Genomic DNA, 18017 nt, shown 5'->3' with positions numbered 1-18017 from the left:
AGGGCTGCGATCAAGCCTTTTCGGCGATCTCCAGCAATGAAGACAGAAGCACGTCGCGTTCCTCGGGCGACAGGATATCGAAATCGAACAGATTCAGGCTGCGCAGGCCCTCGATGGCGAGGTAGCACAGCAGAACGGCGCGCAGGTCGTTCGTCTCGCCCTTGAGACGCGCGAAGAGCTGGCGGTGGAATGCCTTCATCGGCGTCAGGAAATCCGGATCTTCGGCAATCGCGGAAAAAACCCACGAAGCCGAGGACGGTTCACTCTCCTGACATTCCCGGACAGAGCGCTTGACGAAGGCTTCGAGCAGGCTCTCGCCGCTAGCATGCGCCTCGGTCAGCGACTGTTCGAATTCGCCCAGGTAGCGCTCCACGAGCGCCTGCATGAGCTTGCCTTTGCTGGGAAAATTGTAGAGAAGTCCGCCCTTGGAGACGCCGGCACGACTGGCCACCGCCTCCAGGGAAACATTTCCCGGACCGGATACCCGCGCGACATCGGCCGCCGCAGCCAATATCTTTTCACGCGAGTTGGTTCTTCGGGAAGTCGCCATGCCCCCCCCATATATTAGCCGCACCCCGGTTGACAAGACCGTCCGGACGGTACAGTAAGTGCCGCGATTCAAAACCGGCGTTTCACGCCGGTGCCTCCGTGCACGCAGCGAAGTCAGCGTGTACGGCCATCCATACCAAACGCCGCCCGAGGGACCGTCCGTGATCAAGCGCTTCATCATTGCCTTCATTCTGCTTGTCCTCATCGGCGGCGGCATCGTCGGCTTCAACCTGTTCCGCGACAAGGCGATCCAGCAGTATTTCGCCAACATGCCAGTGCCGTCGCTGACGGTATCGACGGTCAAGGTCGAGCCCACCACCTGGACGCCTGGCATCGAGGCGATCGGCACGGCCGCGGCCTCGCGCGGCGTCGACCTCACCGTGGAAACCACCGGCATCGTCAAGGAAATCCAGTTCAAGGCGAACGATCATGTGGAGCAGGGCCAGCTTCTGGTCCGGCTCGACGACGCGGTGGAGCAGGCGGACCTCGCGGCGGCCAAGACCCAGGCGGCCCTTGACCAGCAGGCCTTGGACCGTGCGCAGGCTCTGCGCAAGAGCGGAGCAGGCACCCAGGCCGCGCTCGATTCCGCCGAAGCGGCCGCATCGACCTCGAAGTCGCAGGTCGCCAAGCTGCAGGCGCTGGCCGAACAGAAGCTGCTCAAGGCGCCGTTCTCCGGCACCGCCGGCATTCCGCGCGTCGACGAGGGCCAGTACATCGCTCCCGGCGCGACGGTGGTGACGCTGCAGGACCTCGACACCATGCGCGTCGACTTCACCGTGCCCGAACAGCAGTTCGCCGCCCTCAAGATCGGCCAGCCGGTCTCGTTCGGCCTGACGCTGGACAAGCTGCCCTATCGCGGCGCCATCACCGGCATCGACCCCAAGATCGACCCGATCAGCCGGCTGGTTTCGGTACGCGCCGAAGTCACCAATTCCGACGGCAAGCTGAGCCCCGGCCAGTTCCTTCAGGTGCGCGTCGAGTTGCCGAAGGAGGATAACGTCATCGCGATCCCGCAAACGGCGCTGACGACCAGCCTCTACGGCGATTTCGTCTACACCGTCGTTCCCGCGCCGAAGACGGAGACGCCGCCGGCGGCCGAAAAGCCTGCGGAGGGCGCCAAGGCGGCGGACGCCTCGGCCGAAAAGCCGGCCGCGCCGAAGACGGAGGCTCCTGCCCTCGTCGCCAGGCAGATCTTCGTCAAGTCGGGCCGCCATTTCGGCGGACTGGTCGAGATCACCGAGGGCGTCAAGGCCGATGACGAGGTGGTGACGGCGGGCCAGAACCGGCTCTCCAACGGCGCGCACGTCACGGTCGACAACACGCTTACGCCGGAATTGTCGAACGCCAAACAGGGGACCGCACAATGAACGTCTCCGACCTCTTCATCCGCAGGCCGGTCCTTTCGACCGTACTGGCCTGCATGATCCTGCTCCTGGGCTTCCAGGGCATTTCCAGCCTGTCGATCCGCCAGTATCCGAAGGTGGACGAGACGGCGATCACCATCACCACCGCCTATCCGGGCGCCAGCGCCGACCTGATCCAGGGCTTCATCTCGGCGCCGATCGCGCGCGCCGTGTCCTCGACGGAAAACATCGACTACGTCACCTCGGCCAGCCGGCCGTCGTCCAGCACGGTGACCGTGCAGATGAAGCTCGGCTCCAACCCGGACGTGGCGCTGACGGAGGTGATGTCCAAGGTGCAGGGCGTGCGCGGCGTGCTGCCGACGGAAGCCAAGGACCCGGTGATCGTCAAGGGCACCGGCCAGTCGTTCGCGATGATGTATATCTCCATGCAGAATCCGAACATGACGCCGGAGCAGCTCACCGAATACATCGAGCGCGTCATCCGCCCGCGCATGTCGACGGTCGAAGGCGTCTCGGACGTGCAGGTGTTCGGCGCCGCCGACTATTCCATGCGCGTGTGGATCGACCCGGTGAAGCTCGCCTCGCGCGATGTCACCGCCGCCGAAGTGCTTGCGGCCATCCAGGCATCGAACTTCCTGTCGGCACCGGGCAAGACCGAGAACGAATACTACGTCTCGTCCATCACGGTGCGCTCCACCATCCAGACGCCGGAAGCCTTCGGCGAGTTGCCCCTGCGCACCAAGGATGGCAACGTGGTACGGCTGCGCGACGTGGCCACCATCGAGCTGGCCGCAGAAAGCACCGACACCCGCGTCTCCTTCAACGGCAAGCCGGGCACCTTCCTCGCCGTCTTCCCGACGCCGGCCGCCAATCCGCTGACGACCGCCGCTGCCATCCAGAAGCTGGTGCCGACGATCCAGGAAACGCTGCCGCAGGGCATGACGATCGAGGTCGTCTACGATTCCACCGAGCAGATCAGCGCCTCCATCGAGGAAGTCTTCAAAACCATCGGCGAGGCGGTTGCCATCGTCATCGTCGTCATCCTCTTGTTCCTCGGTTCCTTCCGCTCGGTGCTGATGCCGATCGTCACTATTCCGCTGTCGCTGATCGGCGTGTGTTTCCTGCTCTATACAGTTGGATATTCGATCAATCTTCTGTCGCTGCTGGCCATGGTTCTGGCGATCGGCCTGGTCGTCGACGACGCCATCGTGGTGGTGGAGAACATCCACCGCCACATGGAAGAAGACGGCATGTCGGCCATCCAGGCGGCCTTCAACGGCATGCGCGAAATCTCCTCGGCGATCGTGGCCATGACGCTGACGCTGGCGGCGGTGTTCGCGCCGCTGGCCTTCACCGGCGGGTTGACGGGCGCGCTGTTCCGCGAATTCGCCGTGACGCTGGCCGGCTCCGTCGTCCTGTCGGGCCTCATCGCCATCACGATCACGCCGATGATGTCGGCCCGTATCCTGAAAGCCGGCAACCACAGCCGTTTCCAGCGCATCGTCGACGGCACATTCGGCTATGTCGAGCACATTTACGAAAAGCTCGTCACCGGCTCGCTGAAGTACCGGCCGGTGACGCTGATGATCGTGCTGGTGCTCGTCGCCCTGACCGGCTTCATGTTCACCAAGACATCGAGCGAGCTGGCGCCGGAAGAAGACCAGGGCTTCCTGCTCTCGCTGGTGACGGCGCCGCGTTACGCGACGGCGGACTACACCGACCGCTATGTCACCCAGATCCGCGAGCTGACACAGGACATCCCCGAAACGCGGGCGCAGTTCTCGGCCGTCGCCTTCGGCGGCGACACCGGCCAGGCCTTCGTCGGCTTCGCCTTCAAGGATTGGGCCCAGCGTGTCCGCAGTTCCAAGGAACTGCAGGCCGACATCCAGAACCGGCTTGCCAAGGTGGCGGGCGTGCAGGCCTTCGTCTTCGCTCCGCCGACGCTGCCCGGCTCCGGCGGCGGCCTGCCGATCAGCATGGTCGTGCGGTCCACCGGCGAAGCCTCGCAGGTCTACGAGGCGGCCGAGCAGATCAAGAACAAGGCGCAGGCGACCGGCAAGTTCATCATCGTGCAGAACTCGATGGCCTACGACGCGCCGCAGGTGACGGTGACCATCGACCGCGACCGCGCGGCGGCGCTCGGCATTCCCATCGCCGATATCGGCCGCACGCTGACGCTGCTTGTCGGCGGCGCCGAGGTCGCGCAATTCGACCGCGACTCCAACAGCTATGACATCATCCCGCAGGTGCCCGAGGAGTTCCGCAACAATCCCGAGAAACTCGGCCAGTTCTTCGTGCGCTCGACGACCGGTGAAATGGTGCCGCTGTCGGCGGTGGTGAATATTTCCACCAACGCCTCGCCGGCGGCGATCGAGCAGTTCAACCAGTTGAACTCGGCGACGATCTCGGCCCTGCCGCTGCCCGGCGTCACCACCGGCGACGGACTGGCGACGCTTGAGCAGATCGCCCATGAGACGCTGCCCGATACCTTCTTTGTCGACTATTCCGGCCAGTCCAGGCAGGAGAAGGAACAGGGCAACACCATCATGATCGCGTTCGCCGCGGCGGTGCTGGTCATCTACCTCGTGCTCGCCGCGCAGTTCGAAAGCTTTCGCGATCCGCTCATCATCATGATGGCGGTGCCACTGTCGATCTTCGGCGCCATCGTGCCGCTCAACCTCGGGCTCGGCACCTTGAACATCTACACCCAGGTCGGCCTCATCACGCTGATCGGCCTCATCACCAAGCACGGCATCCTGCTTGTGGAGTTCGCCAACCAGCAGCGCGAGATCCATGGCATGCGACGGCGCGACGCCATCATCGCTTCCGCCAAGGTGCGTCTGCGGCCCATCCTGATGACGACGGCAGCCATGGCGCTCGGCGTCGTGCCGCTGATCACCTCCAGCGGCGCGGGTGCGGCAGCGCGCTACTCGATGGGCCTTGTGATCTTCACCGGCATTCTCGTCGGCACGATGTTCACGCTGTTCGTGGTGCCGATGTTCTACACCTTCATAGCGTCGAAGGACCTGCCGCAGCATGCGGAGAAGCCCGACCCGGCGCTGATGCCGGCGACCGACTGGCTTTAGACCGATCGGCATTCAGAAAAAGGCGGCGGAGCGATCCGCCGCCTTCTTCCATTTCCGGTCAGGCTGGTCAGCCTTTTGCCGCCTCCTCGATCTTGGCGACGTCGATCTTGACCATCTTCATCATCGCCGCCATGGCGCGCCCGGCCTTGGCCTTGTCGGGATCGCCGAGCAACTTCGGCAGGATCCGCGGTACGATCTGCCAGGCGACGCCGTAGCGATCCTTCAGCCAGGAGCAGGCTATCCCCCGGCCGCGATCGCCGATCAGGCTGTCCCAGTAGTGATCGACCTCGGCCTGGTCCTCGCAATCGACAGACAGCGAGATGGAATTGTTGAACACGTCCTCAGAATTGCCGTTCAGTGCCTGGAACGACTGTCCGAACAACTCGAAATGAACCATGATGACGCTGCCAGCCGGGCCGGGCCCGCCTTCGCCGCTGCGTAACACGGTTCCCTTCTTCGCGTCGGGAAAGATCGAGACATAGAAGTCCACCGCCTCTTCGGCCTCGTTACGGAACCACAGGCATGGGCTGATCTTCTGCATTGTTTTCTCCTCGGGTATCGGCCTCGGCTTCGACGCTTCGAGGACGGGCAGCACAAGGCCAATCCGACATCCCCGCTGAAAAAAGTATTCCGGCTGCCCTCCACCCAGCGACGCAGGTTCAATCTGGCGCAGCGCAAAACAATGGCAAGGCCGGCGCCCGGCGTATATAAGGCCAGCAGTTCCAGTGAAATTAGGCGCAAGGCGCAGCCGCAAGGACGATCCGATGCCAGCTTACCGTTCCCGTACCACCACCCACGGCCGCAACATGGCCGGCGCGCGCGGCCTTTGGCGCGCAACCGGCATGAAGGATTCGGATTTCGGCAAGCCGATCATCGCGGTGGTGAACTCCTTCACCCAGTTCGTGCCCGGCCACGTCCACCTGAAGGACCTCGGCCAGCTTGTGGCGCGCGAGATCGAGAAGGCGGGCGGTGTGGCCAAGGAATTCAACACCATCGCGGTGGACGACGGCATCGCCATGGGCCATGACGGCATGCTCTATTCGCTGCCGTCGCGCGAACTGATCGCGGATTCGGTCGAATACATGGTCAACGCGCACTGCGCCGACGCCATGGTCTGCATCTCCAACTGCGACAAGATCACCCCCGGCATGCTGATGGCGGCCATGCGCCTCAACATCCCGGCCGTCTTCGTTTCCGGCGGGCCGATGGAGGCCGGCAAGGTGGTGTGGAAGGACAAGGTCACCGCCGTCGACCTGATCGACGCCATGGTGGCTGCCGCCGACGATTCCGTCTCCGACGAGGAGGTGACGGTGATGGAGCGCTCGGCTTGCCCGACCTGCGGCTCCTGCTCCGGCATGTTCACAGCCAATTCGATGAACTGCCTGACCGAGGCGCTCGGCCTGTCCCTGCCCGGCAACGGCTCGACGCTCGCCACCCATGCCGACCGCAAGCGGCTGTTCGTCGAGGCCGGTCATCTCGTCGTCGATCTCTGCCAGCGCTACTACGAACAGGACGACGAGAGCGTTCTGCCGCGCAACGTCGCCTCCAAGCCGGCCTTTGAGAACGCCATGAGCCTCGATATCGCCATGGGCGGTTCGACCAACACGGTGCTGCACATTCTCGCCGCTGCTGTCGAAGGCGGCATCGACTTCACGCTTGCCGACATCGACCGCCTGTCGCGGCGCGTGCCGTGCCTGTCCAAGGTGGCGCCGGCCAAGGCCGACGTGCACATGGAGGACGTCCACCGCGCCGGCGGCATCTTCGCCATCCTCGGCCAGCTGGACAAAGCCGGCCTCATCAACCGCGACCAGCCGACGGTACATACCGCCACGCTTGGCCAGGCCATCGGGCATTGGGACGTTTCGCGCACCAACAGCCAGAAGGTGCGCGACTTCTACCTCGCCGCCCCCGGCGGCGTGCCGACCCAGGTCGCCTTCAGCCAGGAACGGCGCTGGGACGAACTCGACCTCGATCGCGAAAAGGGTGTCATCCGCTCGGCCGAGCATCCGTTCTCCAAGGACGGCGGCCTCGCCGTTCTGAAGGGCAACATCGCGCTCGACGGCTGCATCGTGAAAACCGCCGGCGTCGACGAATCGATCCTGAAATTCTCCGGCCCGGCCGTGGTGTTCGAAAGCCAGGACGCGGCGGTGAAGGGCATCCTCGGCAACGCCGTGAAGGCCGGCGACGTGGTGGTCATCCGCTACGAGGGCCCGCGCGGCGGACCGGGCATGCAGGAGATGCTCTACCCGACCAGCTACCTGAAATCGAAGGGTCTGGGCAAGGCCTGCGCGCTCTTGACCGACGGGCGCTTTTCCGGCGGCACGTCGGGCCTCTCCATCGGCCACGCCTCGCCGGAAGCGGCCGAAGGCGGCGCCATCGGCCTGGTGCGCGACGGCGACCTGATCGAGATCGACATCCCGAACCGCACCATCAACCTCGCCGTACCGGAAGCCGAGCTTGCCGCCCGCCGCGCCGCGCAGGACAAGGCCGGCTGGAAGCCCGCCGAAAAGCGCAAGCGCAACGTCACCCAGGCATTGCGCGCCTACGCCGCCTTCGCCACCAGCGCCGACAAGGGCGCGGTACGCAAGATGCCGGAGTAAGCGTGAAGCCAGGCCTTGCGGGACTCCACAGCCAATTGGGTGCGTCCTTCGAGGCTCGCTTCGCTCGCACCTCAGGATGAGGACCGTTTGATGCCGAACCGAAGCCTTATGGTGCCGGCCTAGAATATCTCGGCATCCGAACAGCGCCCAAGCGTCCTCATCCTGAGGTGCGAGCGACGCGAGCCTCGAAGGACGCATCCTGAAAATATGAACCCAATCGACCGGGAAACGGCATGACTTTCGATCTCCTCATCCGCAACGGTACCCTGCCGGACGGCCGAAAGGCCGATATCGGCATTCGCGGGGAGACCATCGCGGCGATCGAGCCGAAGCTCGAGGCCGAGGCCGGACGGGTAATCAACGCCACCGGCAACCTCGTCTCGCCGCCCTTCGTCGATCCGCATTTCCATATGGACGCGACGCTCTCCTACGGCATCCCGCGCATCAACGCCTCGGGCACGCTCTTGGAAGGCATCGCATTGTGGGGCGAGTTGAAGAAGGTGATGACCTTCGAGGAGGTGCGCGACCGGGCGCTCGCCTATTGTGACTGGGCCGTTTCGATGGGCCTGCTCGCCATCCGCTCGCATGTCGACACCTGCGACGACCGGCTGCTCGGCGTCGAGGCGCTGCTGGAGGTGAAGAAGACCGTCGCGCCGTATATCGACCTGCAACTGGTCGCCTTCCCGCAGGACGGTTTCTACCGCTCGCCGACGGCGCGCGAAAACACCATCCGCGCGCTCGACATGGGCGTCGATGTGGTCGGCGGCATACCGCATTTCGAGCGCACCATGGAAGACGGCCGGCGCTCGGTCACGGAGCTTTGCGAAATCGCCGCCGAGCGCGGTCTGATGGTCGACATGCATTGCGACGAGACGGATGATCCGCTGTCGCGCCATATCGAGCAGCTCGCCTACGAAACGCAGCGCCTCGGCCTGCAGGGCCGGGTGGCCGGCTCGCACCTCACCTCCATGCACTCGATGGACAACTACTACGTCTCGAAGCTGTTGCCGCTGATCGCCGAAGCCAGGGTTTCGGCCATCCCCAATCCGCTCATCAACATCATGCTGCAAGGCCGCCACGACACCTTCCCGAAGCGACGCGGGCTGACGCGGGTCAAGGAGATGCAGGCGCTCGGCATCCGCGTCGGCTGGGGGCAGGACTGCGTGCTCGACCCATGGTATTCGCTCGGCACCGCCGACATGCTCGACGTCGCCTTCATGGGCCTGCATGTGGCGCAGATGTCGTCGCCTGCCGACATGGCGAAGTGCTTCGACATGGTGACGACCGTCAATACCTCGATCATGGGCCTCGACCATCTTGGGCTGGCTGTCGGCAAGCGTGCCAGCCTCGTCGTGCTCGACGCCGGCGACGCCATCGAGGCGGTGCGGCTGCGGCCGGAACGGCTCGCCGTCATCGCGCGCGGCAAAGTGGTTGCCGAGCGCACGCAGCAGGACACGCGGCTGTCGATCGCCGGTCGACCGAAGACGGTGAACCGGAGACATCGGGCGGGATAGCCGCCCTCTTGCCCCGGCATCCTCTGCGCCAACCGATTTCCCTCGCCAGCCGCAACCGGCCGGGCTAAAGGCGGACAAATCCGAGCCAAGTCGGAGGGATTTTGCCGACCATGGCGACCATTGCAGCAAAACTGACCACGAAGAACCTGTTGCTCGCCGGCATCCTGTTGATGCTGGTCGGCGATTTCATGTTCGCTCTCAACGACGCCATGGGCAAATGGCTGGTGGCGTCCTTCTCGGTCGGCGAGGTGGTGGCGATCCGCTCGGTCGGCGCCTTCCTGGTGCTCGGCCCGATGATGGCCCGGCAGGGCGCGGGCAAGCTTTTCAACATCGAACGGCCGCTGCTGCAGGTGCTGCGCGTCGTCGCGACCACCGCCGACACCGGCTGTTTCTATGCAGCGGTCGTCTACCTGCCGCTGGCCGATGTGATGAGCTTCTACATGGCCGGCCCGATCTACGTCGCGGCACTGTCGCATTTCCTGCTCGGCGAAAAGGTCGGCTGGCGGCGCACCATCGCCATCCTGATCGGCTTCTGCGGCGTGCTGATCATCCTGAAGCCGTCTTCCGCCGCCTTCTCGCTGGCCTCGCTCTTCGCGCTGGTTGGGTCGATCGCTTTCGCCTTCACCATCATTCTCGGGCGACTGCTGCGCGGCACCAGCGACACGACGCTGGTGACATGGCAGACGGTCGGCATGCTCGTGGTCGGTGCCGCGCTCGCCATCGGCAACTGGGCCACGCCGAGTGCCTTCGACCTGGGCGCCATGCTCCTGCTCGGCGTCGTATCGTGCATCGCCCATCTCCTCATCACGCGCGCGCTGAAACTGGCGCCGGCCTCGACGCTGGCGCCGCTGCAATACACGCTGCTGTTGTGGGCCGTGGTGTTCGGCTTCGTCTTCTTCAGCGACGTGCCCGGCCCCCGTACGCTGATCGGCGCGGCCATCGTCGTCGTCGCCGGCCTGTTCATCTTCCATCGCCAGAAGGTGGTCGATACGGTGCCGCCGGAGGTGGTGCCGAAGGGCGTGAACTGAGCAGTGACGTTCGAAACCTTCTTCACCAGACCGGCCAGCATCGTCGCCAGGGACCTGATCGGCGCGCGGCTTGCCGTGGACGGTGTCGGCGGCATCATCGTCGAGACGGAAGCCTATGAGCGCGACGATCCGGCCTCGCACAGCTACAACGGCGAGACGAAGCGCAACGGCGCCATGTTCGGCGCGGCCGCGCACGCCTATGTCTACCGCTCCTACGGCATCCACTGGTGCCTGAATTTCGTCTGCCTGCCGGGCAGCGCCGTGCTCATCCGCGCCATCGAGCCGCAAGCGGGCATCACCATCATGGAAACGCGACGGCAGACCCATCGATTGCCGCAGCTCTGCTCAGGACCGGGTCGGCTCTGCCAGGCGCTCGGCGTCGACATTTCGCTGAACGGCGCAGCCCTCGACCGGCCGCCCTTCTCGCTCGAATTGCCGGCGGACCCGATGCCGGTGGCGACCGGCCTGCGCATCGGCATCACCCGGGCCGTCGACAAGCCGTGGCGCTTCGGCCTCGCGGGATCGTCCTTCGTCAGCCGCCGCTTCCGGGAAACGATCAACCGTTGAGTTTCGACGGCCCTTCGCCGATGATCTTCTTGTCTTCCTTGCCGACGGCATCGAGGTCGCGACCGTCATAGGGCAGCGACAGAAGCAGCCGCCGGATGGCGGTAAGCCGGGCGCGACGCTTGTCGTTGGCGCGGATGACGATCCACGGCGCCTCCTTGGCGTGGGTGCGCTTGACCATCTCGTCGCGCGCCCTGGTGTAGGCGTCCCACTTGGTGATGCCGGCGATGTCGATGGGCGAGAACTTCCAGCTCTTGAGCAGGCTGTGGCGACGGTCGTGGAAACGGTCGAGCTGTGTTTCGCGGCCGATGTCCAGCCAGAACTTGAAGAAATGGATGCCGTCGTTGCGGATCATGCGCTCGAAATGCGGCGCCTCGTGCAGGAAGCGCTCGTGCTGCTCGGGCGTGCAGAAACCCATCACCGGCTCGACACCGGCGCGGTTGTACCAGGAACGGTCGAAGCTGACGAATTCGCCGGAAGTCGGGAAATGCCGGACGTAGCGCTGGAAATACCATTGCCCTAGCTCCGGCTCGGTCGGCTTGGGCAGCGCAACATTGCGGGCCGTGCGCGGGTTCATGTACTGGTGGATGGCGAAGATGGTGCCGCCCTTGCCGGCGGCATCGCGCCCCTCGAACAACGCGATCACCCGTTGGCCGGTCTTCTGCAGCCAGGCCTGTGCCTTGACCAATTCGATCTGCAGCCGTTCCAGCGTCTCGTCGTAATCCTTGCCCTTCATCTTCTTGTCGTAGGGATAGCCGCCGGTCGTCAGCTTGTGGTTTTCGATCCAGTCGGGCAGCACCGGATCGTCGATGTCGAAGATGCGCTCCTTGCCCCCGATCTCGATCTTCAGCGGCCCGGTGCGCTCGGGCTGTGCATCGCTCTTTTTCATGCAGACAGAACCTTTTTCGTCATCGTCTTCATGCTATGGGGAGGCCTGCCGGCGGTCCAGCGGGAAGTTATGTCCGCCGGCACGTCCGGCGCGGCAGGAAGAACGCAATGATCGAGGCGCTCTGGCGGAAACTGTGGCGACATCGCCGATTGCTGACGGCCGGCATCGTCGCGATCCTGGTCGCCCATGCGCTGGCCGGCTCTTCCCTCGTGGTGCCGGTTGGCCTCAGCCTCCTGCTCGTCGCGTCCGTCCTGGTGGTCGGCGATGGCGAGAACCAGAACGGCGAAGGCGCAGGCGCCGCCATGGCCGACGACCTGCAAAGGTTGCCGGCGGAGCATCTGGCGCAGGCCGTCACCGATCCGCTCATCCTGTTCGACCGCACGGCGACCGTGGTGCATGCCAATGCCGCCGCCATCGCCACTTTCGGCAGCCTGGCGCCGGGGCTCTCGCTGCCGCTCAAGTTCCGCGCGCCGGAAATGCAGGTGCTGCTGGACAACGTGCTTTCCGGCAGCGTCGGCGCCGACAGCATCGATTACGCGGAAAAGCTGCCGGTGGAGCGGCTCTACCGTGTCAGCGCCTCAACCGTCGGCCATGGCAGCGGCCTCTACGTGCTGATCTTCAAGGACCAGAGCGAGGCGCGCCGCATCGACCGCATGCGGGCCGATTTCATCGCCAATGCCAGCCACGAACTGCGCACGCCGCTGGCCTCCATCTCAGGCTTCATCGAGACCTTGCGCGGCCCCGCCCGCAACGACGCGGCGGCGCGCGACAAGTTCCTGCAGATCATGCAGAACCAGACCGGACGCATGGCGCGGCTGATCGACGACCTCCTGTCGCTGTCGCGGCTGGAGATGAAGCCCTATCTAAGGCCGGGCAGCAGGGTCGACCTCACCGGTACGCTCAAGGCCGTCATCGATACGCTCACGCCGCTGGCGAAGGACAACGGCGTCGTCATCGAACGCGAATTCCCCGACGAGCCGACGGAAATTCCAGGCGACCGCGACGAGCTTTTCCAGGTGTTCGAGAACCTTGTCGAAAACGCCTGCAAATACGGCCAGTCGGGCGGCCGGGTGGTGGTCTCGGTCACGCCCGGCCATGACGGGCCGGAGCCGACCGTCGACGTGACGGTGCGCGACTTCGGGCCGGGCATCGCGGAAGAACACATCCCGCGCGTCACCGAGCGCTTCTACCGCATCGACGCCGAGAGCAGCCGGGCGCAGAAAGGCACCGGGCTCGGCCTTGCCATCGTCAAGCACATACTGACGCGCCACCACGGGCGCCTGTCCATCGCCTCGGAGCCCGGCAAAGGCGCCGCCTTCACCGTTCATTTGCCGGCGAACTAGAATAATAATTCTGCACGCGCTATGTCTGAGCGAACGGTTTCGTCTTCCTGTCATGTTGCCGGCGTAACAATCGGCAAACTGGAAATCGCGAATCGACCGGAAAGGCGTCATGCCCATGCAGACCATGCACATCGTCAGTGCCTATGACGAGGAACTGGCCTATCTGGCCAGGCGCATCGCGGCCATGGGCGGCCATGCCGAGCGCATGGTGGAGCAATCCATCGCCGCCCTCGTCAATGCCGATGCCGGGCTGGCGCAGAAGGTGATCGCCGACGACGCGGTGCTGGACGACGGCCAGCGCGAGATCGACGACAAGGCCATCGTCGTCATCGCGCGCCGCCAGCCAATGGCAACGGACCTGCGCGAGATCATCGGCGCTATCCGCATCTCGGCCGACCTCGAGCGGGTCGGCGATCTCGCCAAGAACGTCGCAAAGCGCGTAGTCGCCGTCACCGAGGCGCGGCAGCCGACCAGCCTGTTCCGCGGCATCGAGGCGCTGGCCGAGCTGGCGCTGACGCAACTCAAGGATGTGCTGGACATCTACGCCACCCGCGCCGTCGATCGCATCGGCTTCGTGCGCGACCGCGACGACCAGATCGACGCCATGTACACCTCGCTGTTCCGCGAACTTCTCACCTACATGATGGAAGACCCGCGCAACATCACGCCGTGCACGCATCTCTTGTTCTGCGCCAAGAACGTCGAACGCATCGGTGATCACGCCACCAACATCGCCGAGACGATCTACCATATCGCCACCGGCGAGCAGATGCCGGTGGAACGGCCGAAAGGCGACAAGACCGACCGCGTGACGGCGCCGGGAACCATCGCATCGAATTGAACGGCGAAGGCCCTCGAAGCGGCACCGCGATTGGGCTAGACTTCACGGCGTTCACGAACTCACTGCCGCGAGAGAGGACATCGTCCTCGGGAGGCCGCGATGGACCATGTGGGTGAGCTCAAGCCGGCGCCGCCGACGGCAGGCGTGATCGCCTGCAGCGTCTATGCCTCGGGCAAGCGGGTGGCCGACATTTCCATCGAGGAAGCAGGCACCTGGGCAGGCAAGGACGGCCATGTCGTGTGGATCGGCCTGCTCGAACCCAGCGCCGATCTGCTCGCCCGCGTGCAGGCACAGTTCAACCTGCACGATCTCGCCATCGAGGATGCCGAGCACCCGCACCAGCGGCCGAAACTGGAGCAGTACGGCGAGGCGCTGTTCATCGTGGCGCGCACGGCGCAACTGATCGACGGCCGCGTCACCTTCGGGGAAACGCACCTGTTCGTCGGCAAAGGCTACATCGTCAGCGTCCGCCACGGGCCGTCGACCTCCTACACGGTGGTGCGCCAGCATTGGGAATCCTGCCCGCATGCGCTCGCCAAGGGCGAGGACTTCGTGCTCTACGCCATCCTCGATTTCATCGTCGACAACTACATGCCGGTGCTGGAACAGATCGAGACGGAGGTCGAGGAAATCGAGGACCAGGTGCTGGTCAAGCCGATGGACACGCGCGACATCGAGCGGCTCTACATGCTCAGGCGCGACCTACTCCGCTTACGCAACGCGGCCCTACCGCTGGTCGAGGTCTGCCGGCGGCTGACCAGTGCCGAACTGCCGCAGATCCAGCCCGCCATGCACCCGATGTTCCGCGACGTGACCGACCATATCCGCACGGTGCATGAGAAGATCGACTCGTTGCGCGAGGTGCTGGCCTTCGCCTTCGAAGCCAGCGTGCTGGTCGGCCAGAGCCAGGAAACGGCGGTCTCGAAGAAGCTCGCCTCATGGGCTGCCATCCTCGCCGTGCCCACCGCCTTCGCCGGCATCTACGGCATGAACTTTTCCGACATGCCGGAGCTGAAGATGGAATACGGCTATCCGGCGGTACTGACCGTGATCGCCGGCATCTGCCTGTTTTTGTACTGGCGGTTCAGGAAGAACGGGTGGCTGTGAGATCAGGGCGTTAAGGCAATAGGGCAGTAAGGCAGTAGGGAAATCGGAGAGGCGGCTCATGCCTCTTTTTCACCTATTGCCCTATTGCCCTACTGCCTTACTCCCCTATTCCCCTACTCCCTTAAATGCCTACCTCGCCCGCCGGCGCTCGGCCGCCGGCTGGAAGGCGATGCGCGAATGATAGGTACAGTAGGGTCCGCTTTCGCCGGCATCGTTGCCGCAGAAGTGGAAGTCCTCCGACAGCGGGTCGCCGTTCGGCCATTTGCAGGTGCGCTCGGTGAGCTGGACGAGTTGCAGGCGGCGCGAGATCGGCACCACCACGTCTTCCACCGGGCGCAGATACTGGCGGGCAACCGGCTCGGCTTCGAACTGAGTCTGCAGCGCGGTCGCGCCGATCGACGCCGTCACATGGCGCGGCGCGCTCGCGGCCCGAACCACCGACTTGGTGGAGGACGTGCCCTGCGAAGTCTTCTTGGTGCGGGTCGGCGCCGCCGCCGCGCGGCCGCGGCTCGACAGCTTGAGCCGGTGCACCTTGCCGATCACCGCGTTGCGGCTGACCCCGCCCAGTTGCGCCGCGATCTGGCTGGCGCTCAGGCCCTCCGACCACAGTTTGCGCAGAAGCTCGACGCGCTCGTCAGTCCAGTTCATGAGGCCGCTCCTTACGAACCGTACGGAATCGGAATCGTTCCCCGTTCCGGCAACTGCCGGACGGCACCACATATACGAGGTGATTAGATCCGCCGCACGAAATCTAGTTATTTCCCGCTCATAATTACCGTATGCGTTGACTCGGTGACAAGAGTCCCAACGGCAACACCGAATCGGTTTTTGCGGTTTTCCCCAACTTGCCGGATTGCTACAAGAAGCTTCCGTTGGAAGATTTCCGTCCGTGGCCCAACGACGGTATCGTTGACTTCACAGCGAAAAACCACGATAAACCGGGAAAGGCCGCCGCGTTGGCGGCTTTTTGATTTTCCGCTTCCGGAGAGACATATAATGAGCGGTTCGGCGCTTTACGAGACCTTTGCCCGTGCTCCCCTGGCCTTCGAGAAGGGCGAAGGTGCGTGGCTGGTTACGGAGCGAGGCGAGCGCTATCTCGATTTCGCCGCAGGCATCGCCGTCAACTCGCTCGGCCATGGCCATCCGCATCTGGTCGCGGCGCTCACCGAGCAGGCCGCCAAGCTGTGGCACGTCTCCAACCTCTACGAGATTCCCGGCCAGCGCCGGTTGGGCGAGCGGCTGGTCGACGCCACCTTCGCCGACAAGGTGTTCTTCACCAATTCCGGCGCCGAAGCGCTGGAATGCGCGATCAAGACGGCGCGCCGCTACCACTACGTCAACGGCCAGCCGGAGCGCTACCGCATCATCACCTTCGAAGGCGCCTTCCATGGCCGCACGCTGGCGACGATCGCCGCCGGTGGCCAGCAGAAATACCTCGAAGGCTACGGTCCCAAGGTGGAGGGTTTCGACCAGGTGCCGTTCGACGACCTCAGGGCCGCCGAAAAGGCGATCACCGCAGAGACCGCCGCCATCCTGCTCGAGCCGGTGCAGGGCGAAGGCGGCATCCGCGACTTCCCCATGCAGTCGCTCAAGCGCCTGCGCCAGCTCTGCGACGAGCGCGGCCTTTTGCTGATCTTCGACGAGGTACAGTGCGGCATCGGCCGTACCGGCAAGCTGTTCGCCTACGAGTGGGCGGGCGTCGAACCCGACCTGATGGCAATCGCCAAGGGCATCGGCGGCGGCTTTCCGATGGGTGCGTGCCTGGCCACCGACGAGGCGGCCAAGGGCATGACCGCCGGCGTGCACGGCACCACCTTCGGCGGCAATCCGCTCGCCATGGCGGTCGGCAACGCCGTACTCGACGTCGTGCTGGAACAGGGTTTCCTCGACGAGGTCAACCGCAAGGCGCTTCTGTTCAAGCAGGGGTTGGCTGCGGTCGCCGACGAGTATCCGCAGGTGATCGAAGGAATCCGCGGCACCGGCCTGATGCTCGGGCTGAAATGCACCATGCCCAACGGCAAGGTGAACATGGCACTGCGCGACCAGCATCTGCTTGCCGTGCCGGCCGGCGACAACGTCATCCGCCTGCTACCGCCGCTCACCGTCAGCGACGCCGAGATCCAGGATGCGCTTGCCCGCATCCGGGCTGCCGCCAAAGGCCTTGCGGAGGCGGCTTCGGCCGCCGCCGAGTAAGCCGGACGCCACCATGACGCTTCGCCACTTCACCGACCTTTCAACCGTTTCCGAAACCGACCTGCGTTCGATCCTGGCCGACGCCTCGGCGCGCAAGGCCCGCCTCAAGGCCGGCGAACGCTCGCGCCCGCTCGACGGCAAGGTGCTGGCGATGATCTTCGACAAGCCCTCGACGCGCACGCGCGTGTCGTTCGACGTCGGCATGCGCCAGCTCGGTGGCGAGACGATCATGCTGACCGGCACCGAAATGCAACTCGGCCGCTCCGAGACGATCGCCGACACGGCCAAGGTGCTGTCGCGCTACGTCGACGCGATCATGATCCGCACGACGTCACACGAGCGGCTTACCGAACTGACCGAGAACGCCACGATTCCCGTCATCAACGGGCTGACGGACGACACGCATCCCTGCCAGCTCATGGCCGACATCATGACCTTCGAAGAACATCGCGGGCCGGTCGCGGGCAAGACCTTCGCCTGGACCGGCGACGGCAACAACGTGCTGCATTCGCTGCTCGAAGCCTCGGCGCGCTTCCGCTTCACCCTCAATGTAGCGGTACCGCAGGGAAGCGAACCCGGCGAGAAGTTCGTCGACTGGTCGCGCGCCAACGGCGGGCTTATCGAATTCAAGAAGACGGCTGAGGAGGCCGTGCGGGCCGCCGACTGCGTCGTCACCGATACCTGGGTGTCGATGGGTGCCGAGCATCGCGCGCGCGGCCACAACGTCTTCATGCCCTATCAGGTGAACGCGGCGTTGATGAAGCAGGCCAAGCCGGACGCGCTGTTCATGCACTGCCTGCCGGCGCATCGCGGCGAGGAAGTCACCGACGAGGTCATCGACGGACCGCATTCCGTCGTCTTCGACGAGGCCGAGAACCGGCTGCATGCGCAAAAGGCGGTGCTCGCCTGGTGCCTTGGGGCGTAAGGGGACGCTTGAAC

Annotated in this window: 15 protein-coding genes; 11 read left to right on the top strand and 4 right to left on the bottom strand. The window is 64.8% G+C overall.

The features are described 5' to 3' along the window. Positions 1-10 precede the first annotated feature (10 nt). The gene (locus E6C48_RS21500; RefSeq protein WP_136360261.1) at positions 11-550 is read right to left on the bottom strand and encodes a TetR/AcrR family transcriptional regulator; all 540 of its coding nucleotides are present in this window, start codon (positions 548-550) and stop codon (positions 11-13) included. A 160-nt stretch (positions 551-710) separates the two neighbouring features. On the opposite strand from E6C48_RS21500, the gene E6C48_RS21495 reads away from it, so the two are divergent. Then, complete coding sequence (locus E6C48_RS21495; protein ID WP_136360241.1) at positions 711-1916, top strand: efflux RND transporter periplasmic adaptor subunit; 1206 nt, start codon at positions 711-713, stop codon at positions 1914-1916. Continuing rightward, on the top strand, positions 1913-4999 hold the full coding sequence (locus tag E6C48_RS21490; protein WP_136360240.1) for an efflux RND transporter permease subunit: 3087 nt from the start codon (positions 1913-1915) through the stop codon (positions 4997-4999). The genes E6C48_RS21495 and E6C48_RS21490 overlap by 4 nt, the downstream gene beginning before the upstream one ends. A 67-nt stretch (positions 5000-5066) precedes the next feature. Here E6C48_RS21490 and E6C48_RS21485 read toward each other — a convergent pair whose 3' ends face one another. Then, positions 5067-5540 carry a VOC family protein gene (locus tag E6C48_RS21485; protein WP_136360239.1) on the bottom strand — a complete coding sequence of 158 codons (474 nt, stop codon included), beginning with the start codon at positions 5538-5540 and terminating at the stop codon, positions 5067-5069. Positions 5541-5763: 223 nt separating this feature from the next. On the opposite strand from E6C48_RS21485, the gene ilvD reads away from it, so the two are divergent. The 4 genes from ilvD (at position 5764) to E6C48_RS21465 (ending at position 10708) form a co-directional block, all read left to right on the top strand. Then, positions 5764-7599: a dihydroxy-acid dehydratase gene (gene ilvD / locus E6C48_RS21480; RefSeq protein WP_136360238.1), complete on the top strand. Its 1836-nt coding sequence runs from the start codon at positions 5764-5766 to the stop codon at positions 7597-7599. Between the two features lie 233 nt (positions 7600-7832). Next, on the top strand, positions 7833-9113 hold the full coding sequence (locus E6C48_RS21475) for an amidohydrolase family protein (RefSeq protein ID WP_136360237.1): 1281 nt from the start codon (positions 7833-7835) through the stop codon (positions 9111-9113). A gap of 110 nt (positions 9114-9223) precedes the next feature. After that, positions 9224-10141: a DMT family transporter gene (locus E6C48_RS21470; RefSeq protein WP_136360236.1), complete on the top strand. Its 918-nt coding sequence runs from the start codon at positions 9224-9226 to the stop codon at positions 10139-10141. Positions 10142-10144: 3 nt separating this feature from the next. Further along, a complete protein-coding gene (locus E6C48_RS21465) occupies positions 10145-10708 on the top strand; it encodes a DNA-3-methyladenine glycosylase (RefSeq protein ID WP_136360235.1) in 564 nt (187 codons plus the stop codon). Here the strand turns inward: E6C48_RS21465 and ppk2 are convergent. Beyond that, positions 10698-11594, bottom strand: a complete 897-nt coding sequence (gene ppk2, locus E6C48_RS21460) for a polyphosphate kinase 2 (protein WP_136360234.1) — start codon at positions 11592-11594, stop codon at positions 10698-10700. The genes E6C48_RS21465 and ppk2 overlap by 11 nt on opposite strands. 107 nt (positions 11595-11701) lie before the next feature. Between ppk2 and E6C48_RS21455 the strand changes: the two genes are divergently transcribed. From E6C48_RS21455 to E6C48_RS21445, 3 genes are all read left to right on the top strand, one after another. Then, positions 11702-12937: a sensor histidine kinase gene (locus E6C48_RS21455; protein WP_136360233.1), complete on the top strand. Its 1236-nt coding sequence runs from the start codon at positions 11702-11704 to the stop codon at positions 12935-12937. A 115-nt stretch (positions 12938-13052) separates the two neighbouring features. After that, positions 13053-13778 carry a phosphate signaling complex protein PhoU gene (gene phoU / locus E6C48_RS21450; RefSeq protein ID WP_136360260.1) on the top strand — a complete coding sequence of 242 codons (726 nt, stop codon included), beginning with the start codon at positions 13053-13055 and terminating at the stop codon, positions 13776-13778. 99 nt (positions 13779-13877) lie between these two features. Then, complete coding sequence (locus E6C48_RS21445) at positions 13878-14885, top strand: magnesium and cobalt transport protein CorA (protein ID WP_136360232.1); 1008 nt, start codon at positions 13878-13880, stop codon at positions 14883-14885. A 129-nt stretch (positions 14886-15014) separates the two neighbouring features. On the opposite strand, the gene E6C48_RS21440 is transcribed toward E6C48_RS21445, so the two are convergent. Further along, the gene (locus E6C48_RS21440) at positions 15015-15533 is read right to left on the bottom strand and encodes a GcrA family cell cycle regulator (RefSeq protein ID WP_136360231.1); all 519 of its coding nucleotides are present in this window, start codon (positions 15531-15533) and stop codon (positions 15015-15017) included. Positions 15534-15881: 348 nt separating this feature from the next. Here E6C48_RS21440 and E6C48_RS21435 point away from each other — a divergent pair, with 348 nt between their 5' ends. Next, the gene (locus E6C48_RS21435; RefSeq protein ID WP_136360230.1) at positions 15882-17078 is read left to right on the top strand and encodes an aspartate aminotransferase family protein; all 1197 of its coding nucleotides are present in this window, start codon (positions 15882-15884) and stop codon (positions 17076-17078) included. Between the two features lie 13 nt (positions 17079-17091). Continuing rightward, positions 17092-18003 carry an ornithine carbamoyltransferase gene (gene argF / locus E6C48_RS21430; RefSeq protein WP_136360229.1) on the top strand — a complete coding sequence of 304 codons (912 nt, stop codon included), beginning with the start codon at positions 17092-17094 and terminating at the stop codon, positions 18001-18003. Positions 18004-18017 lie beyond the last annotated feature (14 nt).

This window comes from Ollibium composti (assembly GCF_004801285.1).
GTDB lineage: Bacteria > Pseudomonadota > Alphaproteobacteria > Rhizobiales > Rhizobiaceae > Mesorhizobium > Mesorhizobium composti.
Note: the sequence above shows the minus strand (reverse complement) of the source record. Positions and strands in the feature narration are given on the sequence as shown.

Coding starts and splice junctions, on each gene's coding strand:
- ilvD (WP_136360238.1), top strand. CDS start 5,764: ATGCCAGCTTACCGTTCCCGTACCACCACCCACGGCCGCAACATGGCC.
- E6C48_RS21470 (WP_136360236.1), top strand. CDS start 9,224: ATGGCGACCATTGCAGCAAAACTGACCACGAAGAACCTGTTGCTCGCC.
- ppk2 (WP_136360234.1), bottom strand. CDS start 11,594: ATGAAAAAGAGCGATGCACAGCCCGAGCGCACCGGGCCGCTGAAGATC.
- E6C48_RS21490 (WP_136360240.1), top strand. CDS start 1,913: ATGAACGTCTCCGACCTCTTCATCCGCAGGCCGGTCCTTTCGACCGTA.
- E6C48_RS21435 (WP_136360230.1), top strand. CDS start 15,882: ATGAGCGGTTCGGCGCTTTACGAGACCTTTGCCCGTGCTCCCCTGGCC.
- E6C48_RS21440 (WP_136360231.1), bottom strand. CDS start 15,533: ATGAACTGGACTGACGAGCGCGTCGAGCTTCTGCGCAAACTGTGGTCG.
- E6C48_RS21475 (WP_136360237.1), top strand. CDS start 7,833: ATGACTTTCGATCTCCTCATCCGCAACGGTACCCTGCCGGACGGCCGA.
- E6C48_RS21500 (WP_136360261.1), bottom strand. CDS start 550: ATGGCGACTTCCCGAAGAACCAACTCGCGTGAAAAGATATTGGCTGCG.
- E6C48_RS21485 (WP_136360239.1), bottom strand. CDS start 5,540: ATGCAGAAGATCAGCCCATGCCTGTGGTTCCGTAACGAGGCCGAAGAG.
- phoU (WP_136360260.1), top strand. CDS start 13,053: ATGCAGACCATGCACATCGTCAGTGCCTATGACGAGGAACTGGCCTAT.
- E6C48_RS21445 (WP_136360232.1), top strand. CDS start 13,878: ATGGACCATGTGGGTGAGCTCAAGCCGGCGCCGCCGACGGCAGGCGTG.
- E6C48_RS21455 (WP_136360233.1), top strand. CDS start 11,702: ATGATCGAGGCGCTCTGGCGGAAACTGTGGCGACATCGCCGATTGCTG.
- argF (WP_136360229.1), top strand. CDS start 17,092: ATGACGCTTCGCCACTTCACCGACCTTTCAACCGTTTCCGAAACCGAC.